The sequence below is a fragment of the Gordonia sp. (in: high G+C Gram-positive bacteria) genome, assembly GCF_047600385.1.
GTDB lineage: Bacteria > Actinomycetota > Actinomycetes > Mycobacteriales > Mycobacteriaceae > Gordonia.
In genome coordinates this window covers 2154253-2170751 of the sequence record NZ_JASGKZ010000001.1, presented here as the reverse complement: position 1 = coordinate 2170751, position 16499 = coordinate 2154253, and the positions used below count along the sequence as shown (strand labels likewise).

14 protein-coding genes and 1 pseudogene are annotated in these 16499 nt (G+C 70.8%); 6 read left to right on the top strand and 9 right to left on the bottom strand.

Annotated features, from left to right (window positions below; genetic code table 11):
* Positions 1–63: 63 nt before the first annotated feature.
* Complete coding sequence (locus QM809_RS09595; RefSeq protein WP_415045556.1) at positions 64–1392, bottom strand: PQQ-binding-like beta-propeller repeat protein; 1329 nt, start codon at positions 1390–1392, stop codon at positions 64–66.
* Between the two features lie 143 nt (positions 1393–1535).
* Here QM809_RS09595 and QM809_RS09590 point away from each other — a divergent pair, with 143 nt between their 5' ends.
* Entirely contained in the window at positions 1536–2303 is a 768-nt protein-coding gene (locus QM809_RS09590; RefSeq protein WP_415045555.1) for an acyltransferase, read from the top strand.
* Between the two features lie 280 nt (positions 2304–2583).
* Positions 2584–3534, top strand: a complete 951-nt coding sequence (locus tag QM809_RS09585; protein ID WP_415045554.1) for a hypothetical protein — start codon at positions 2584–2586, stop codon at positions 3532–3534.
* A 133-nt stretch (positions 3535–3667) separates the two neighbouring features.
* Here QM809_RS09585 and QM809_RS09580 read toward each other — a convergent pair whose 3' ends face one another.
* The 5 genes from QM809_RS09580 to QM809_RS09560 form a co-directional block, all read right to left on the bottom strand.
* Positions 3668–4888 carry a THUMP-like domain-containing protein gene (locus QM809_RS09580; protein WP_415045553.1) on the bottom strand — a complete coding sequence of 407 codons (1221 nt, stop codon included), beginning with the start codon at positions 4886–4888 and terminating at the stop codon, positions 3668–3670.
* A gap of 11 nt (positions 4889–4899) precedes the next feature.
* Entirely contained in the window at positions 4900–5943 is a 1044-nt protein-coding gene (locus QM809_RS09575; RefSeq protein ID WP_415045552.1) for a class I SAM-dependent methyltransferase, read from the bottom strand.
* Between the two features lie 8 nt (positions 5944–5951).
* Complete coding sequence (locus tag QM809_RS09570; protein WP_415045551.1) at positions 5952–6740, bottom strand: enoyl-CoA hydratase/isomerase family protein; 789 nt, start codon at positions 6738–6740, stop codon at positions 5952–5954.
* 92 nt (positions 6741–6832) lie between these two features.
* Positions 6833–7654 (bottom strand): NUDIX hydrolase, encoded by an 822-nt coding sequence (locus QM809_RS09565; RefSeq protein WP_415045550.1) that lies wholly within the window; start codon positions 7652–7654, stop codon positions 6833–6835.
* 76 nt (positions 7655–7730) lie between these two features.
* Positions 7731–8567, bottom strand: a complete 837-nt coding sequence (locus tag QM809_RS09560) for an ABC transporter ATP-binding protein (protein ID WP_415045549.1) — start codon at positions 8565–8567, stop codon at positions 7731–7733.
* Between the two features lie 71 nt (positions 8568–8638).
* Here QM809_RS09560 and QM809_RS09555 point away from each other — a divergent pair, with 71 nt between their 5' ends.
* Positions 8639–9700, top strand: coding sequence for an LLM class flavin-dependent oxidoreductase (locus QM809_RS09555; RefSeq protein ID WP_415045548.1), 1062 nt, complete (start codon positions 8639–8641; stop codon positions 9698–9700).
* A gap of 105 nt (positions 9701–9805) precedes the next feature.
* Here QM809_RS09555 and QM809_RS09550 read toward each other — a convergent pair whose 3' ends face one another.
* On the bottom strand, positions 9806–10522 hold the full coding sequence (locus QM809_RS09550) for a peptidyl-tRNA hydrolase (protein WP_415045547.1): 717 nt from the start codon (positions 10520–10522) through the stop codon (positions 9806–9808).
* Positions 10523–10658: 136 nt separating this feature from the next.
* Here QM809_RS09550 and QM809_RS09545 point away from each other — a divergent pair, with 136 nt between their 5' ends.
* Entirely contained in the window at positions 10659–11843 is a 1185-nt protein-coding gene (locus QM809_RS09545; protein WP_415045546.1) for a polysaccharide deacetylase, read from the top strand.
* A 2-nt stretch (positions 11844–11845) separates the two neighbouring features.
* On the opposite strand, the gene serB is transcribed toward QM809_RS09545, so the two are convergent.
* Positions 11846–13075: a phosphoserine phosphatase SerB gene (serB, locus tag QM809_RS09540; protein WP_415045545.1), complete on the bottom strand. Its 1230-nt coding sequence runs from the start codon at positions 13073–13075 to the stop codon at positions 11846–11848.
* A gap of 373 nt (positions 13076–13448) precedes the next feature.
* Positions 13449–15169 (bottom strand): annotated as a pseudogene (gene ctaD / locus QM809_RS09535) (cytochrome c oxidase subunit I).
* Between the two features lie 237 nt (positions 15170–15406).
* Here ctaD and QM809_RS09530 point away from each other — a divergent pair.
* Positions 15407–15784, top strand: coding sequence for a hypothetical protein (locus tag QM809_RS09530; protein ID WP_415045544.1), 378 nt, complete (start codon positions 15407–15409; stop codon positions 15782–15784).
* The gene (locus QM809_RS09525; protein ID WP_415045543.1) at positions 15714–16442 is read left to right on the top strand and encodes an ABC transporter substrate-binding protein; all 729 of its coding nucleotides are present in this window, start codon (positions 15714–15716) and stop codon (positions 16440–16442) included. The genes QM809_RS09530 and QM809_RS09525 overlap by 71 nt, the downstream gene beginning before the upstream one ends.
* The last annotated feature ends 57 nt before the right edge of the window (positions 16443–16499 follow it).

The following is a 16499-nucleotide window of genomic DNA, read 5'->3' as shown; positions in this document are numbered from 1 at the left end:
GCCTGCCGAGCCGATCGAGCCGCTGGGCGCAGATCGTGTCGAAGCCCGCCGACGGGCCGGAGGTCACTCCTCCGATTCGGTGGAGAAGTAGTAGATCTCGCCGAGGTTGGTGGCCACGGCCACGTCGCCCGCGGCGGAGATCGCGACGCCGGTCGCGAAACCGGTGGCATCGGGGAGGTCGAACGAGCGTTTGGTGGCGCCGTCGACCGTGGACACCTCGGTGAGCACCAGTCTCTGCTCGCGGCCGGTGCGGACGACGGTCCAGGCGGTGTCGCCGCCGGCGAGCGTCGACAGGCTCACCGTCTGCAGGTCGTCGCGCTCGGCCACCACGCGCACCTTCGTGCCCTCGTCCTCGAGGACGGTCAGCGGCGCGCCGACGCTCCCGGCCGGGATCAACAGACCGTCCGCGGAGACCGAGAGGGTGGCGAAACCGAAGCCGCCGAGGTCGTGGCTCCAACGGAGTTCTCCGTCGCCCGCGTCGTACGCGTAGAGCTTGCCGTCCCGGCCGAAGGCGTAGACGGTCTCCCCGTCCGCCGACAGCGTGGCCGGACCCGCCATGCCGCCCGGCGGCGTCGCCTCCCACACCCCGGTGATCTCCCGCTCCCCGGCCTTCTCCGCATAGCTCATCGCGGTGAGCTTGGAGGCCGCGGCGCCGTCGGCCCGGAAGTTCAGGTAGAAGCGCTCACGTTTCTCGTCGACCGCGGGCGGAGCGGTGACGGCGCACTGCGGGCCGCCGGTGAGGCAGTCGCCCAGGCCGAACGTCGGCTCGCCTTCGGGAGCCTTCGGACGCAGCCGCACCTCGGGGGCCTCGAACTCGCCGCGCTGGGCGTCGAGCAGCAGGATCTGTCCCTGCGTGGTGACCGACAGGACCCGTCCCGGTCCCGCGAACTTGGCCGAGAGAGACGATCCGATCAGAGGCATCCGCCAGCGGATCGCCCCGCCGCCGTTGAACGACAGCAGCATCCCGGCCTCGCCCAGATAGGGCTGGCCGTGCTGATCGAAGGTCATCGCGTTGAACTGCGTGCCCTCGACCATCCGCTTGCAGAAGTTCTTCCGTCCCCCGGTGTGCGCGAACAGGAAGGTGTTGCAGCCGGTCGCGGTCTTGGCGGTGATGCCGACGTCGCCGTACTGGTTCAGGCTGATCGGTGCCGTGATCGGGCCGCCGGTGGGCCGCCGCCACGCCAGTTCGATCCCGTCGGGCACCGTCACGGGCGTGGCGTTGGCGTTGCCGCCGCCCGGACCGCCGTACGTCGGCCAGCCCGGCGCCCCGTACGCCCGGACCTCCTCCTGGCCGTCCGAGCACGAGGAGACGCCCAGCGCCAGCGCTGCGGCCAGCGCGACCGTCGTGAACGCCCGAAAGCGGCGCCTGCGGCCGCGTCCCGTCTGCTGCATCGGTTGGTTCCGGTCCCCTTCTGTGCTCGCCGCGCCCCGGTCGGCGACGGCGATCGTGTCCGGCAAGACTCTATCGTGTCGGGCCGTTCCCCCGGCCGCGTGCCGTACCGCGCGGTTCCCGACGTCGATTAGGGTTTGTCCTCATGACCACCATGTGGAATGCGTCGTACCGTTCGCGCTGGCGGGCCGGCCTGCGTCGTCGTGACCCCGAGCAGGCCCGGTTCCTGACCGTGGACTCGCTGCGCTGGATCAAGCGGAACAAGGCCTGGACCCCCTGGTACCTGGTCCGTTACTACCGGCTGGCCCGGTTCCGGCTGGCCAACCCGCACATCGTCCTGCGCGGGATGGTGTTCCTCGGGAAGGACGTCGAGATCCACGCGACGCCGGAACTGGCGCGCATGGAGATCGGGCGCTGGGTGCACATCGGCGACGGCAACTCGATCCGCTGCCACGAGGGCAGCCTGCGTATCGGCGACAAGACGGTCTTCGGCTGCAACAACGTCGTCAACGCCTACCTGGACATCGAGATCGGCGGTTCGACGCTGATCGCCGACTGGTGCTACATCTGCGACTTCGACCACGTCACCGAGCACATCGGCGTCCCGATCAAGGACCAGGGCATCGTCAAGGGCCCGGTCCGGATCGGCCCGGACACCTGGGTGGCCACCAAGGTGACGGTGCTGCGCAACACCATCGTCGGACGGGGCTGCGTGCTCGGTGCGCACGCGGTGACCCGCGGCGTGATCGAGGACTACGGCATCGCCGTCGGCTCCCCGGCGCGCGTGGTGAAGAACCGGCTCACCGCGTGGGAGGAGGGCGCCGAGCAGCGCGCCGAACTGGAGCGCGCGCTGGCCGACATCGAGCGGAAGAAGGCCCAGGCCGAGGCGAACGCCCGGCCCGCCGAGAACTGACGGCCGCCGGGACCGGAGTCCCCCGAACCGAGTTCGGGGTGCCGGGCACCCTCCGCCTCCGTCCGGCACCCTCGACCGAGGGTGCCGGGTCGAGCCGAGGATGCCCGGCACCCCTGTCTCAGACGCCCCGGTGCTCGACGTTTCCCCGCTGTACACCACGACGCCGGCCGCCGGACGAGAATCACCGGCGCCACGGAGATCTGTGGACGAGTCGCCTCGCCGCGGACGAGCCTGTGGACAGACGCTCGACAGCCGGAGTGGAATGCCGTTTCGTCGAGACATGACGATTCAGATCACCGACGTCCCCCTCGACCGCCACGGACTCCTGCACCGCACCGCCGCCCGGAAGGTCGGAGTCTCCGACGACCGGCTCACCTCCGCGGTGAAACACGGAGAACTGATCCGGCTCGCCTCCGGGGTGTTCATGCCTCCCCTCGATCCGGCGTTCGCCGCCACCGAGAAGGGGAAGGACGAGCTCTATCGGCAGACCTGCCTCGCCGGCGCCCGCAGGACGCGCGTGGGCACCGCGCCGTTGAGCCACCAGTCCGCTGCCGCCGTGCATCGACTGCCGATGCTGCGGCCCGACCGCGACCTGATCCACGTGATCCGCGGCGGCCCCGGCGGGAGCGCCCGGCGCGGCGGCCGGTTCCGGCACTCCGGCACGGTGCCCGACGACGACATCGTGGTCGTCGACGGAATCCACGTGACCAGTCTGAGACGGACCGCCGTCGACGTGGCCGCCGCCGGGGACTTCGCACAGGCGCTCACCGTGATCGACGCGGCGATCCGCCGCGGTGTGACACGCGACGGGCTGACCGCGGCACTCGCCGGACGACGTCCCGAAGGCCACCGGATCGTCAGACGTGCGATCGCGCACGGCGACGGCCGGTCGGAATCGCCCGGCGAGTCGTGGAGCCGCGCGCAGATGCTCGACGCCGACCTTCCGCTCCCGGTTCTCCAGCGGAAGCACGTCCTCGAAGGGCACGTCCAGTACCCCGACTTCGACTGGTCCGGCCGCGTGGTCGGTGAGTTCGACGGCCTGGTGAAGTATCAGGGGACGCTGAATCCGGACGAGGATCCCCGCGACGCGCTGGTCCGGGAGAAGGAACGGGAGGACCGCTTCCGTCGGGCCGGCATCCACGTCGTGCGGTGGACCTGGTCCATGCTCGGGCGAGGAAGAATGATCCCGATGCTGATCGACTGGCTGCGTCGTGCCGGCGTCATGGCCTGAGATGAGGGACCGAGGCAGGGGTGCCCGGCACCCTCCGCCGCCGTCCGGCACCCTCGACCGAGGGTGCCTGGTCGAGCCGAGGATGCCCGGCACCCTCGTCTCGACATGCCACGTCGCCGTCCACGGACGACGCTCAGGCCCGCACGCCCGGTTCGCACAGGAACGCGACACCCGAGCGTCCGATCCGGGTGACGATCAGCGCGTACGGCGTGTCGCCCTTGAGCTTGAGCCGCTTGCGGAGCCGGTCGGGCTCCACCTCGACCCCGCGCACCAGGATCTCCAGGCTGCCGCAGCCGCGGGCCGCGAGCGCGCCGCGCAGCGTCTTCTCGTGCACGGGCAGCCGCTCGATCACCCGGAAACCCCGCTCCCCCGCGGGCACGGCGTCACCGGTGAGGTAGGCGATCTGCGGGTCGAGCTGCCGCAGCCCGTGCCGGTGCGCGTACTGGCGCACCAGACCGGCGCGCACGACGGCGCCGTCCGGGTCGACGATCCACTCCCCGACACCGGGATCGTCGAGCTCGTCGGGGTCGTCGGAGGTCACCTCGTAGAGCCGGGTACGACCGTCCGGCATGGTGCGCAGCACGCTCGCCCGGTTCTCCGGGGTCCCCTGGCACTCGGTCCACAGGCAGGCTTCGCGGACGCCGCCGTCGAGCGAGACGATCTGCACCTGTCCCTCGAAGCCGAAACGGGTCCGCAGGTTCCGGTAGTCGATCCCCGGAGCGCACTTGACCACCATCGCGCGGCCCGCGTACACGGCCAGCAGTTCGAGCAGCGGCGGATCGAGCCGGTCGATGCCGAACACCCGGCGGCCGCCGCTGCGACGTCCGGGATCGGCGATGATCACGTCCGCGGTCGACGTCGGGGTGAGCGCATCCGCGCGCAGCAGAAGCGGCGGCCGCCTGCCGCCGACCCCGATCTCCAGGTTGTGCCGGGCCATCGCCAGGCGCACCGGATCGACGTCGGAGCCGAGCACCCCGGAGACCCCGGGTTCGGCCGCCAGCGCGAGCAGTTCACCGCCGATGGAGCAGGTGACGTCGTGCACGACGGCGCCGGGATGTCTGCCGACGATGTCGGCGGCGCGCAGGGCGGCGACCGGTGCCGCGGTGGCCTGCTGCACGGCCGTCTCGTCGGCCAGCAGGTCGTCGGCGTGACGGAGCCTGCCCGCCGCCCGCCGCCGCGCCCGCACCGTCTCGGCGAGCGCGGCGGCGTACTCGGGGTACCGGGTGCGCAGCACTCCCAGATCCCCGAGCAGCGACGACGGGGTCAACTCCAGTTCCGACGCCGTCTCCAGCGCCTTGGCGCCGTAACGCGAGCGCAGGAAGGCGACGTCGTCCAGCGTGAGGTCGTAGGACACGGTGACCGGGCCTAGTCCTCCGACGCCGAGTCCGCCCCGGCCCCGTCCGAGCCCGGCTTCACGCCGGTGATGAGGACGTTGTAGAAGAACTGCGGCGGCATGAACTTCTTCAGGATGTTCTCGTCCAGCCAGGTCATCCGCTTGTAGCCACCGTAGGCGAAGCCCGCCCAGCCCCAGCCCAGCTTCTCCTTGGGCACGGCGGCCTCGAAGGTGCGGACCGGCCAGCCGAGCAGTGCGGCGGCCAGTTCCTCGCTGGCGGTCTCGACGTCGACGGCGCCGGCGGAGGTCGCCAGTCGCTCCAGGTCGGCGGGCGAGAAGGTGTGGATGTCGACGACGGCTTCCAGGGCCGCGGCGCGCGAGGACTCGTCGAGCTCCTCCTGCGGGCGCCGCCACGCCTTGAGCGGGCCGAACCGGGTGACGTTGGTGGTGGCCCACCAGGTCGCCTGGCTCACGCGGCGCGCGTAGAAGTCGCCGATGGTCGACGGCTCGCCGGCGAACACGAACCGGCCGCCCGGCTTGAGGACGCGGAGCACCTCGCGCAGCGACTGCTCCACGTCCGGGATGTGGTGCAGGACGGCGTGGCCGACCACCAGGTCGAAGGTGTCGTCCTCGTACGGGATCTTCTCGGCGTCGGCGACGCGGCCGTCGACGTCCAGACCCAGGTTCTCCGCGTTGCGCAACGCGACCTTCACCATGCCCGGCGACAGGTCGGTGACCGAGCCCTTCTTCGCCACGCCCGCCTGCATCAGGTTGAGCAGGAAGAAGCCGGTGCCGCAGCCCAGCTCCATCGCGCGCCCGTAGGGCAGGTCGGCGTTCGGGACGATCTTGTCGAAACGCTCCTTGGCGAAGTCGACGATGCGCTGGTCGAAGGAGATCGACCACTTCTCGTCGTAGGTCTCCGCCTCCCAGTCGTGGTAGAGCACCTGGGCGAGCTTGGTGTCCTTGTACGCGGCCGCCACCTGTTCGGCGGTGGCGTGCGGGTTCGGGGCGGGATCGACGGGGGTCTCGTCGGCCGGTGCGGCCGCGGACTGCTGGGAGTCGTCGAGGGAGGTCATCGTCAGGCCTACTTTCCGGTGAACTCGGCCTTGCCGGGGCCGTTCTCGATGAACGACGCCATGCCGGTCGCACGGTCGTCGGTGGCGAAGAGCGACGCGAACAGGTGCGCCTCGAGCTTCAGCCCGGTCTCCAGGTCGGTGTCCAGACCCTGGTCGACGGCGGCCTTGGCGGCGGCGATCGCCACCGACGCGGCGCCGTGGAAACGGCCCGCCCACTTCAGTGCGGCGGCGTACACCTCGTCCGGGGCCACGACCTCGTCGACCAGACCGATCTTCAGGGCCTCCTCGGCGTCGACGAAGCGGCCGGTGAAGATCATGTCCTTGGCGCGGGCCGGGCCGACCAGGCGGGCCAGCCGCTGCGTGCCGCCGCCGCCGGGGATCACGCCGAGGGTCACCTCGGGGACGCCGAGCTTGGCGTTGTCGCCGGCGATACGACGGTCGGCGCCCAGCGCCACCTCCAGGCCGCCGCCCAGCGCGTAACCGGTGATCGCGGCGACCGTCGGCTTGCTGATCTCGGAGATCGCGCCGAGCCCGCGCTGCAGTCGGCGACCGACCTTGACCATCTCCTGGAACGACATGTCGTTCATCTCTTTGATGTCGGCGCCGGCCGCGAACACCTTCGGTCCGCCGTACACGACGACGGCCGCGATGTCGTCGCGGTCGTTCGCCTCCGCCGCCGCGGCGAGGAGTTCGTCCTGCACCTGACGGTTCAGCGCGTTCATCGGCGGCCGGTGCAGCATGATGGTGCCGACGCCGGGATGGTCCTGCGAGGTCTCGAGAGTCACGAACTCAGCCATACCGGCAGGCTACCGGGTGCAGGCCGCCGCAGCCCAACCGCGGGCGCCCGGAGGGTACCCGCGAGTAGGACGCCTCCGTCCGACGTCGACCGTCACCGCTCCTCGAGGCGATCGAGCCGGCCGTCGCGCAACGCCGCCAGATAGCTCTCGGCGCCGTCGAACCCGATCCCCAGGATGCCCCGACCGTCGGCCACCGACGGCTCGATCGGCACGACGGTCCGCGGGGCGGCCACCGCCTCGGCGACGGTGTCGAACCGGGCGAGGTCGCGGAGCTGGGTCCAGGTCGGCGGCAGCAGGAAACGACGGCCGGTCTCCCAGTCGTCCAGCGCCTCCGCGGCGGTCTGCCAGCCGGTCTCGGCGGCCTCCGTCGTCGCCCCGTCGGCGGTCTGCCCCGCCGGGAGGGCGGCGAGGAAGAACCGCGTGTCGTAGCGGCGCGGCTCGAACCTCGGGGTGATCCAGTGCGCCATCGGGGCCAGCAGGTCGGCGCGCAGGGCGAGGCCGACCTCGCTCAGGAACCGGGCGAACGAGAGCTCCTTGGCCACCAGCCGTTCCCGCTGCGCCGCGTAGACCGAGGGGTCGGGCACCACCGCGCCCGCATCGCCGGCGAGCAGCACGCCGCACTCCTCGAAGGTCTCGCGGACCGCGGCGGCGACCAGGGCGCGGGCGGTCTCGACGTCGGTGGACAGCCGCTCGCCCCACCAGGCCGCATCGGGTCCGATCCACCGGATCTCCGCGTCCCGGTCGCGGTCGTCGACGCCGCCGCCGGGGAAGACCGTCATCCCGCCGGCGAACGCCATCTGCTTCACCCGGTGCTGGAGGAACACCTCGAGCCCGCCGTCGCCGTCGCGGATCAGGACCACCGTCGACGCATCGCGGAGCGGGGAGACCTGCATCGGGGTGTCGGGCGTGGTCATCGGTGGCTCCTCCTGCTGGTGCGCCGCTGGGGCGGCGTGCGACGTCGAACTTGTTCGATGCCGACTGTAACCGGGGTTACTCCGGTGCGCGGCGATGCCCGCCCGCGCGCCGGGCCCGCCGGGCGAAGTAGCGGTCGCCGTCGCGGGCCAGCGCGATGTTCTGCCGGAACGCCCGGGTGAGGTTCTCCGGGGTCAGCTTCTCGGTGAGCGGCCCCTGGGTGATCACCTCGCCCTCGGAGAGCATCAGCAGGTTGGTGAAGCCCGGCGGGACCTCCTCCACGTGGTGGGTGATGAGCACCATCGCCGGGGCGTCCGGATCGGCGGCCAGGGCCCCCAGCCGGGCCACCAGCTCCTCGCGCCCGCCCAGATCCAGGCCGGCGGCCGGCTCGTCGAGCAGCAGCAGCTCCGGATCGGTCATCAGGCCGCGCGCGATCAGCACCCGCTTGCGCTCGCCCTCCGACAGCGTGCCGAACGTCCGGTCCATCAGGTGCTCGGCGCCCATCGACTCCAGGACGTTCGCGGCCCGGTCGCGATCGAAGTCGTCGTACCGTTCGCGCCAGCGCCCGAGCACCGAGTAACCGGCGGAGACGACGAGGTCGGACACCACCTCGTGCGCCGGGACCCGGGCCGCGAGCGCCGAACTGACCAGACCGATCCGCGTCGTCAGATCCCGGAGGTCGGTGCGCCCGAGCTGCTCGCCGAGCACGAAGGCGGTGCCCGAGGTCGGGTGCTCCATCGCCGCCGCCATCCGCAGGAGCGACGTCTTGCCCGCGCCGTTCGGTCCGATGATCACCCAGCGCTCGTCGAGCTCCACCTGCCAGGTGACCGGGCCGACGAGCTTCGTGCCCCCGCGATACAGGGAGACGTCGTGGAAGTCGAGGATCAGATCGGGATCGGTCAGCGCGTCAGTCACTCCCCCATGATGCACGGCACGGGCCGGGCCGTCGGGAATACCGCACCGGTGCGGCGGACTTGAATCCGTTCGTGAGTCAGATCAACGTTCCGGTATCGCTTCTCGACCTCGCCCAGGTGGGCCCCGGCGAGACCGTCCGCGAAGCCCTCGCGCACTCCCTCGCGCTGGCCGAGTTCGCCGACGGCACCGTCGCCGCGGCCCGGTCCGACGATTCGGGGTCCGGCGGTTCGGGGCCCGGTGCCGCCGCGACCGGCGGATATCGCAGGCTCTGGTACGCCGAACACCACAACATGTCGGCGATCGCCTCCGCCGCGCCCGCGGTGCTGGTGGCCCGGATGGGCGCCGCCACCCGGCGCATCCGGCTCGGCGCGGGCGGGGTGATGCTGCCCAATCATTCGCCGCTGGCGATCGCCGAACAGTACGGCACGCTCGCCGAGCTGTACCCGGATCGGATCGATCTCGGTCTCGGCCGCGCCCCGGGCGGCGACCGGGCCACCTTCGCCGCGCTGCGCCGCGACCCGGCCGACGCCGAGAAGTTCCCGCACGACGTCGTGGAACTGCAGGGGTACCTGCGGGGCACGCCCCAGCAGTCCGGGGTCGTCGCGACCCCCGGCGCGGGCACCGACGTCCCGCTGTACATCCTCGGGTCGTCGCTCTTCGGCGCGCAGCTCGCGGCCTACCTCGGCCTCCCCTACGCCTTCGCCTCGCATTTCGCGCCCGCCGCACTGGAACAGGCCGTCGCGCTGTACCGCAGCGAGTTCCGGCCCGCGCAGACGCTCGACGGCGGCGTCACCGAGCCGTACGTGATCGCCGCGACGACGGTCATCGCGCACGACGACGCCGAGCTCGTCGCCCGGCAGCTCCACGAGTCCAGACGGCAGCGCGCCAAGCTCCTCTTCGCCCGCGACCTGACCATGTCCGACGAGCAGGCCGACGCCCTGCTCGCCGGGCCCGCCGGGCGGCAGGTGGACGAGATGCTGCGCTACGCCGCGACGGGCACGCCCGACGAGGTCCGCACCGCGCTCAACGCCTTCGCCGAACACGCGCAGGCCGACGAGCTGATGCTGGCCTCCCTCGCCCCGGACCGGGACGTGTGGTTCGGCACCGTCGAGGCCCTCGCGCCCCGGAGCTGATCCGCGGCGGGAGGGCGCGCGGCGACCCTTCGACACGGGTGCTCGTTCCTCGCTCCCGGCTCAGGGATCGACGGGGTGGACTCGGTCTCCGGCGCCCCGTCGTCTTCAACCGAACGACGCGATCACGGTGCACGATCCCGGGGCCACCTCGGTGTAACCGGCGTCCCGCACCGCGACGGCGCGCCCGGCCGCCTCCTCGGCGAGCAGCGCCGCCCAGCGGGACGCATCGGCCCGGCGCACCGACAGCGGGCACCCGTCCGCGTACCACGGCTCGAGGCGGTCCGACGGGATCAGCGGCGCCCCGAGCATCGACGCGTGCGACACCTGCGCGGCGAGCTTGCCGACGGTCATCGGCGGCTGCGGCGCCACCCACAGGACCAGGCCGCCCGGCTCGTCGTCGGCCAACTCCCCCGCCACCTCGGTGCCCCCGATCTGGAGCCGGGTGAGTCTGCGGTCGACGGCGCCGACCGGTCCCGGCACGAACGCCCGCGCCTGCGCCCCCGCGCACTCCACGGTGACCCCGGGCAGTTCCTCGACGGCCCGCCACTGCGCGCCTCGGGCCCGCCGGGCGATCTTCCGGATCCGGCCGGCGCACCAGGCGTCGAAGGCCTCCGCCCACTCCCCGCCCGGTGCCGCCCGCGGATCCAGACAGGCCAGGACCGTCGCGCGGGCCGCCGCCTCCAGCAGCGGCCCCTTCGCCGGCGGCGCGGTCTTCTCGATCCGCAGGACGAGGGGCATGGCGAGGACCCGCCCCGGGTCGTCGGGATCCGGAGATGTCGGACGATACCGGGCGAAACGGTCGAGATTGCTGTCGAGTCCCATCGGAACCGAGGATAGTCTCGGTCGAGGGCGACCGCGGCACGGCGCTGAGCACCGGGAATCCGTCCGGTTCCTGGGTAAGCTGACCGGAGAATTCGGTTGTAGGGGTCGATTTCGGCCGTAGGGGACAGAGGTAATAATGGCGGCAGATGACCGGAGGCTGCGATTCGGTCTCTATTCGGGGGCACTGGTGATCGCGTTGGTGATCGCACTCGTCGTGGCGACGTGCGGTCCCCAGGAGATCGAGGGCCAGGCCACCACTCCTGCGCCGTCGAGCACCGCCACCACCTCGGTACCGGAGAAACCCCGGCGACTGGCCTCGAACGTCCCGATGAGGAAGCTGGCCCCGGGTGAGAAGCCACCGCAGTTCATCCTCTTCTCGTTCGACGGCGTGGGGGTCGGCCCGAACTGGGATCTGTTCCTGAAGACCGCCGAGGAGACCGATTCGCGTTTCACCGCGCTCATGACCGGCCTCTACTTCCTCACCGATTCCGCGCGGAAGAAGTACCGCGGTCCCCGCTACAAGCCGGGCGAGTCGTCGATCGCGTTCGGCGGCACCAGACCCGAGGTCCTCGAAGAGATCCGGTACCTCAACCGCACCTGGTTCGCCGGTCACGAGATGGGCACCCATTTCGTCGGCCATTTCTGCGCGGGCACCAAGCATCCGGGCAAGGACTGGACCGCCCGCGACTGGAACCACGAACTCGACCAGTTCTTCTCGCTGATGACGAACTGGCGGAAGAACACCGGGATCACCACCGGCCCCGACCTGGCGTTCGGCCCCGAGGTGGTCAAGGGCGGCCGCACCCAGTGCCTGGAGGGCTCCCCCCGGACGCTGTTCCCCGCGCTGAGGAAGCACGACATGACCTGGGACTCGTCGTTCCCGGCCCCCGATCCGGGTGTGCGCTGGCCGTACAAGCAACGCGGGATCTGGGAGTTCCACGTGCCCGTCACCTGGTCGCCGCCCCTCCGGCGCCGCCAGATGGCGCTGGACTACAACTACTGGTTCAGCGCGAACGGCGCGAAGGACCGTCCCCGGGACGCCCCGCGGATCCGACGCATCGTGAAACGGAGCTACGACTACATCTACAAGCGCGCCTACAGCGGCAACCGCGCCCCGATCGTCATCGCCAACCACTTCAACGAGTGGAGCGGCAACGCCTTCAATCCGGCCACCGCGGACTTCATGCGCGAGACGTGCGTGAAGCCCGAGACCATCTGCGCCACCTATCAGGACGTGATCGCGTGGATGGATCTGCAGGACCCGGCGGTCCTCAAGGAACTGCAGGACCGTCCGCCGTCGGCGGTGGACGCGCGGAACTGACCTCAGCCGAGCGGGACGCGCTGCACGCCCAGATCGCCCGCGTCGGCGGCCTCCACCTCGTCGCGGGTCACGCCGAGCATGTACAGCACGGCGTCCAGGTAGGGGTGGTCGAGCGTGGCATCGGCCACCTCGCGGAGCGCCGGCTTGGCGTTGAACGCGATGCCCATCCCCGCCGCGGAGAGCATGTCGATGTCGTTGGCGCCGTCGCCGACGGCGACGGTCTGCTCCATCGGCACGTGCATCTTGGCGGCGAACTCGGCGAGACAGCGGGCCTTGCCCGCACGGTCGACCACCTCGCCCACCACCTTGCCGGTGAGCCTGCCGTCGACGATCTCCAGCGTGTTGGCCTGCACGTAGTCCAGTTCGAGTTCGGCGGCCAGCGGATCGATCACCTGGCGGAAACCGCCGGAGACCACGCCGCAGTGGTAGCCGAGACGGTTCAGGGTGCGGATGGTGGTGCGCGCGCCCGGCGTGAGCTGGATGCTCTGGGCGACCCGGTCGATCACCTCGGCGTCCAGGCCCTCGAGCGCGCGGACCCGCTCGTGCAACGACTGCGCGAAGTCCAGTTCACCGCGCATGGCGGCCTCGGTGACCGCGGCGACCTCCGCCTCTCGGCCGGCTTCGGCGGCGAGCATCTCGATCACCTCGCCCTGGATCAGGGTGGAGTCGACGTCGAACACGATGACGCGCTTGGCGCGCCGGGACAGCCCGCCGCGCTCGATCGCGATGTCGACCGGGTAGCGGGCCGACACCGCGCCCAGGCTCTGGCGCAGGGCCGCGTTCGCGTCGTCGCCCGGCGCCACCGTCACCATCAGTTCCAGACCGGTCAGCGGGTAGTCGGCGACACCGCGGATGGAGTCGATGTTGCCGCCCTGGGCGGCCAGTTCGGTGGCCACCGCGGCGAAGGCCTCCGCGGAGATCGGACTGCCCAGGATCACCACGGCATGGGTGGACGAGGCCTGACCGGTCTCCTCGTCGTCGTCCTCGGCGAAGGCCACGTCCATGCCGCGTTCGGCCATCGGGACGGTCACCGCCGCGGACAGCTCCGACACCGGCGACTCCGTGGACACCAGGACGCCGAGCGTCAGGTGATCGTGGATCACGACCTGTTCCACGTCCAGCAGGTCCACCCCGCGCTCGGCCAGGATCGCCATCAGCGTCGAGGTGACGCCGGGCTTGTCCGGCCCGCTCACGGTGAGGAGGATCGACTGCTTCGCTTCGTTATCGGCCACCCCTGAATTATGAAGGGCCCCCGCCCGAGACCGAAAATCCGGCCCGCCTCGCTCCCCGCCGATCCCTCCCCCGCACGCCGAAGAGGCCCCGCGCCACCCCGCCGATCCGTCTCCCCGCACCTCGACAAGGCCCCGCGTCACACCGCCGATCCCTGAGCCGCGGCCGAGGAACGAGGCCGCGTGTCGAAGGGTCTCGGAGATCTGCTCGCCGGAGACCCTTCGACACGGTCCTCGGCTGGCGCCTCGGACCGGCTCAGGGATCGGGTCACAGTCGGTGTCTCAGATCGGGTCGGCCGGAGATGCACCGGGCCCGTCCGAGCGGACTCGGACGGGCCTGGTGATCGATCAGGTGGTCGACCCACCGGTGCGACGATCAGTGATCGGCGCCCGGCTGGTGCTTGGCGCTGCCCCAGCCCACGTGGGCCTCGGCGCGCATCCGGTCGACCATGTGCGGGTAGTGCAGCTCGAACGCCGGACGCTCCGAACGGATCCGGGGCAGCTCGGTGAAGTTGTGCCGCGGCGGCGGGCAGCTGGTGGCCCACTCGAGCGAGTTGCCGAAGCCCCAGGGGTCATCGACCGTGACGACCTCGCCGTAACGGTAGCTCTTGAAGACGTTCCACAGGAACGGGAACATCGACAGGCCGAGGATGAACGCACCGACGGTCGAGACCATGTTCAGCGTGGTGAAACCGTCGCTGGGCAGGTAGTCGGCGTAGCGGCGCGGCATGCCCTCGTTGCCCAGCCAGTGCTGCACCAGGAAGGTCATGTGGAAGCCGGTGAAGGTGAGCCAGAAGTGCCACTTGCCCAGGCCCTCGTCGAGCATGCGCCCGGTCATCTTCGGGAACCACAGGTAATGCCGGCGTAGGTCGCGAACACGATGGTGCCGAAGAGCACGTAGTGGAAGTGGGCGACGACGAAGTACGAGTCGGACACGTGGAAGTCCATCGGCGGGGCGGCCAGCAGGACGCCGGTCAGACCGCCGAAGAGGAAGGTCACGATGAAGCCGATGGAGAACAGCATCGGCGTCTCGAAGGTGATCCGCCCCTTCCACATCGTGAGGATCCAGTTGAAGAACTTCACGCCGGTGGGCACCGCGATCAGGAACGTCATGAACGAGAAGAACGGCAGCAGGATGGCGCCGGTGACGTACATGTGGTGCGCCCAGACGGCCACCGAGAGGGCGGCGATCGCCAGGGTGGCGTAGACCAGGCCCGAGTAACCGAAGATCGGCTTGCGCGAGAAGATCGGGAAGACCTCGGAGACGATGCCGAAGAACGGCAGGGCGATGACGTACACCTCAGGGTGACCGAAGAACCAGAAGAGATGCTGCCACAGGATGACGCCGCCGTTGGCGGGGTCGTACAGGTGCGCGCCGAACTGGCGGTCGACCTCCAGGCCCAGCAGGGCGGCGGTCAGCAGCGGGAAGATCAGCAGGATCAGGACGCTGGTCACCAGGATGTTCCAGGTGAAGATCGGCATGCGGAACATGGTCATGCCCGGGGCACGCAGACACACGACGGTGGTGATCATGTTGACCGCACCGAGGATGGTGCCCAGACCGGCGACGCCCAGACCCATGATCCACAGGTCGGCGCCGATGCCCGGCGCGTGGATGGCGTCGTTCAGCGGGCTGTACGCGGTCCAGCCGAAGTCGGCGGCGCCGCCCGGGCTGAGGAAGCCGCCCAGGGCCACGAGGTTGCCGAAGAGGAAGAGCCAGAAGCCCATCGAGTTCAGGCGCGGGAACGCGACGTCGGGCGAACCGATCTGCAGCGGCAGCACGAAGTTCGCGAAGCCGACCACGATCGGGGTCGCGTACATCAGCAGCATGACGGTGCCGTGCATGGTGAAAAGCTGGTTGAACTGCTCGTTCGAGAGGAACTGCAGTCCCGGGTGGGTCAACTCGGCTCGCATGAGGAGGGCCATCAGGCCGCCCACCAGGAAGAAGCCGAACGAGGCCACCATGTACATCTGACCGATCAGCTTGTGATCGGTCGTGGTGATCATCTTGTAGAAGAACGACCCCTTGGGCGCATAGCGCTCGGGATACGGACGTACCGGAGTCACCTCGGTCGTCGGCTGGTCTACCGCGGTCACAGATCCTCCTCCTGGGCGCGATTGACGCCTGGACTCTAACCAATGTCGGCGCTGGCAATGCCCGGAAGGCACCTGCGCTGTCCATTGATCGTAAACCAGAGCCGGGCCGCGTACCGACCGGGTCCTACGATCTGTCGTATTAAACCCCGATCTCCCCCGATATCCCCAGGTGGAACGGCATCCCGGGGCCGACGCTCCGGCGCCGGAACGGCCTCGGGGTTCTGCTAGCGTAGGCGCGTGCTCGCGAACTCTCCGATCCGTTCCCTTGCGACCGTCGCCCTCGCCGGGGTCCTGGCCGCCGGGCTGACGGCCTGCGGCAGCGACGACGGCCTCCTGCGCACGCCGTCCGGCAGCATCATCTCGACGGTCACCTCGCGCATGGCGCAGGCCGACGTGGTGAACGCCGAACGCGATTACACCCAAACCTGCTTGGCTCCCACCGCGCCCGACCCCGGGCTGAGCGACGTGACCCGGGTGGTGGTGACCGATCCGGTGCTGCTCGATGCCGGTGTGCGCCCTGGGGGCGGGCGCGAAGGTCCGCGGGGTGACCGCCGCGGCCGGCGCCGTCCCCGCCTACCTGGGTCCCCAGCTCGGCGCCGTCCCCGCCCTCGGTGAGCTCCCCGACCGCGCCGCCGTCGCCGAGGCCGCCCCGCAGCTGGTCCTGGCCACCCCGGGCACCGCGAAGTCGGTGAAGGCCCTGCGCGACAGCGGCGCACTCGGCGCGGCCCGGGTGGTCACGGTGCAGGCGGACGACCCGACGGAACACCGGTACTACCGGAACTGGCGCACCGTCTTCACCGAGGTCGCCGAGGCCCTGAACCGGACCGCGGCCGGCGCCGAACGACTCCAGGAGTTCGACGCCGAGGCGGCCCGCGCCGGACGCCGGATGGATGCGAGCCACAACCAGGTGTCCCTGGTCCGGTTCACCACCGTCTCCGGAATCGACGCCGAGGACCTGCAGGGGACCGACAACTTCGGCGCCTCGATCATGGGGCTGGTCGGCGTGCAGCGCCCCGCATCGCAGCGCCGCACCGGACCGGTGAGCATCGACGACGCGACCTTCGCCGACGCGGACGGCGACCTCATCCTGGTCAGCGCCGCGGACCGCCGGGCCCTCGAGCACGCCGAGTCCGTGCTCGAGAGCGACGAGTGGCTCGATCTCGGCGCTCCGTCGTGGGGCCGGGTGTTCTGGATCGACGACGAGATCTGGTACCGGTCGTCGGGCCTGGCCGCGGCGTGGCTGGTGCTGAACGATCTCAAGAGCTCGGTGTAGCCCGCTCCCTGTCCCCACCGTGACGTAGATTCTTCCGAACCGTCGACCTCTCGCCCG

Excerpts from the sequence above, each read along its gene's own strand:
- QM809_RS09575 (WP_415045552.1), bottom strand. The coding sequence starts at position 5,943 with ATGACCTCCCTCGACGACTCCCAGCAGTCCGCGGCCGCACCGGCCGAC.
- QM809_RS09585 (WP_415045554.1), top strand. The coding sequence starts at position 2,584 with ATGACGATTCAGATCACCGACGTCCCCCTCGACCGCCACGGACTCCTG.
- QM809_RS09550 (WP_415045547.1), bottom strand. The coding sequence starts at position 10,522 with ATGGGACTCGACAGCAATCTCGACCGTTTCGCCCGGTATCGTCCGACA.
- QM809_RS09570 (WP_415045551.1), bottom strand. The coding sequence starts at position 6,740 with ATGGCTGAGTTCGTGACTCTCGAGACCTCGCAGGACCATCCCGGCGTC.
- QM809_RS09590 (WP_415045555.1), top strand. The coding sequence starts at position 1,536 with ATGACCACCATGTGGAATGCGTCGTACCGTTCGCGCTGGCGGGCCGGC.
- QM809_RS09565 (WP_415045550.1), bottom strand. The coding sequence starts at position 7,654 with ATGACCACGCCCGACACCCCGATGCAGGTCTCCCCGCTCCGCGATGCG.
- QM809_RS09595 (WP_415045556.1), bottom strand. The coding sequence starts at position 1,392 with ATGCAGCAGACGGGACGCGGCCGCAGGCGCCGCTTTCGGGCGTTCACG.
- QM809_RS09545 (WP_415045546.1), top strand. The coding sequence starts at position 10,659 with ATGGCGGCAGATGACCGGAGGCTGCGATTCGGTCTCTATTCGGGGGCA.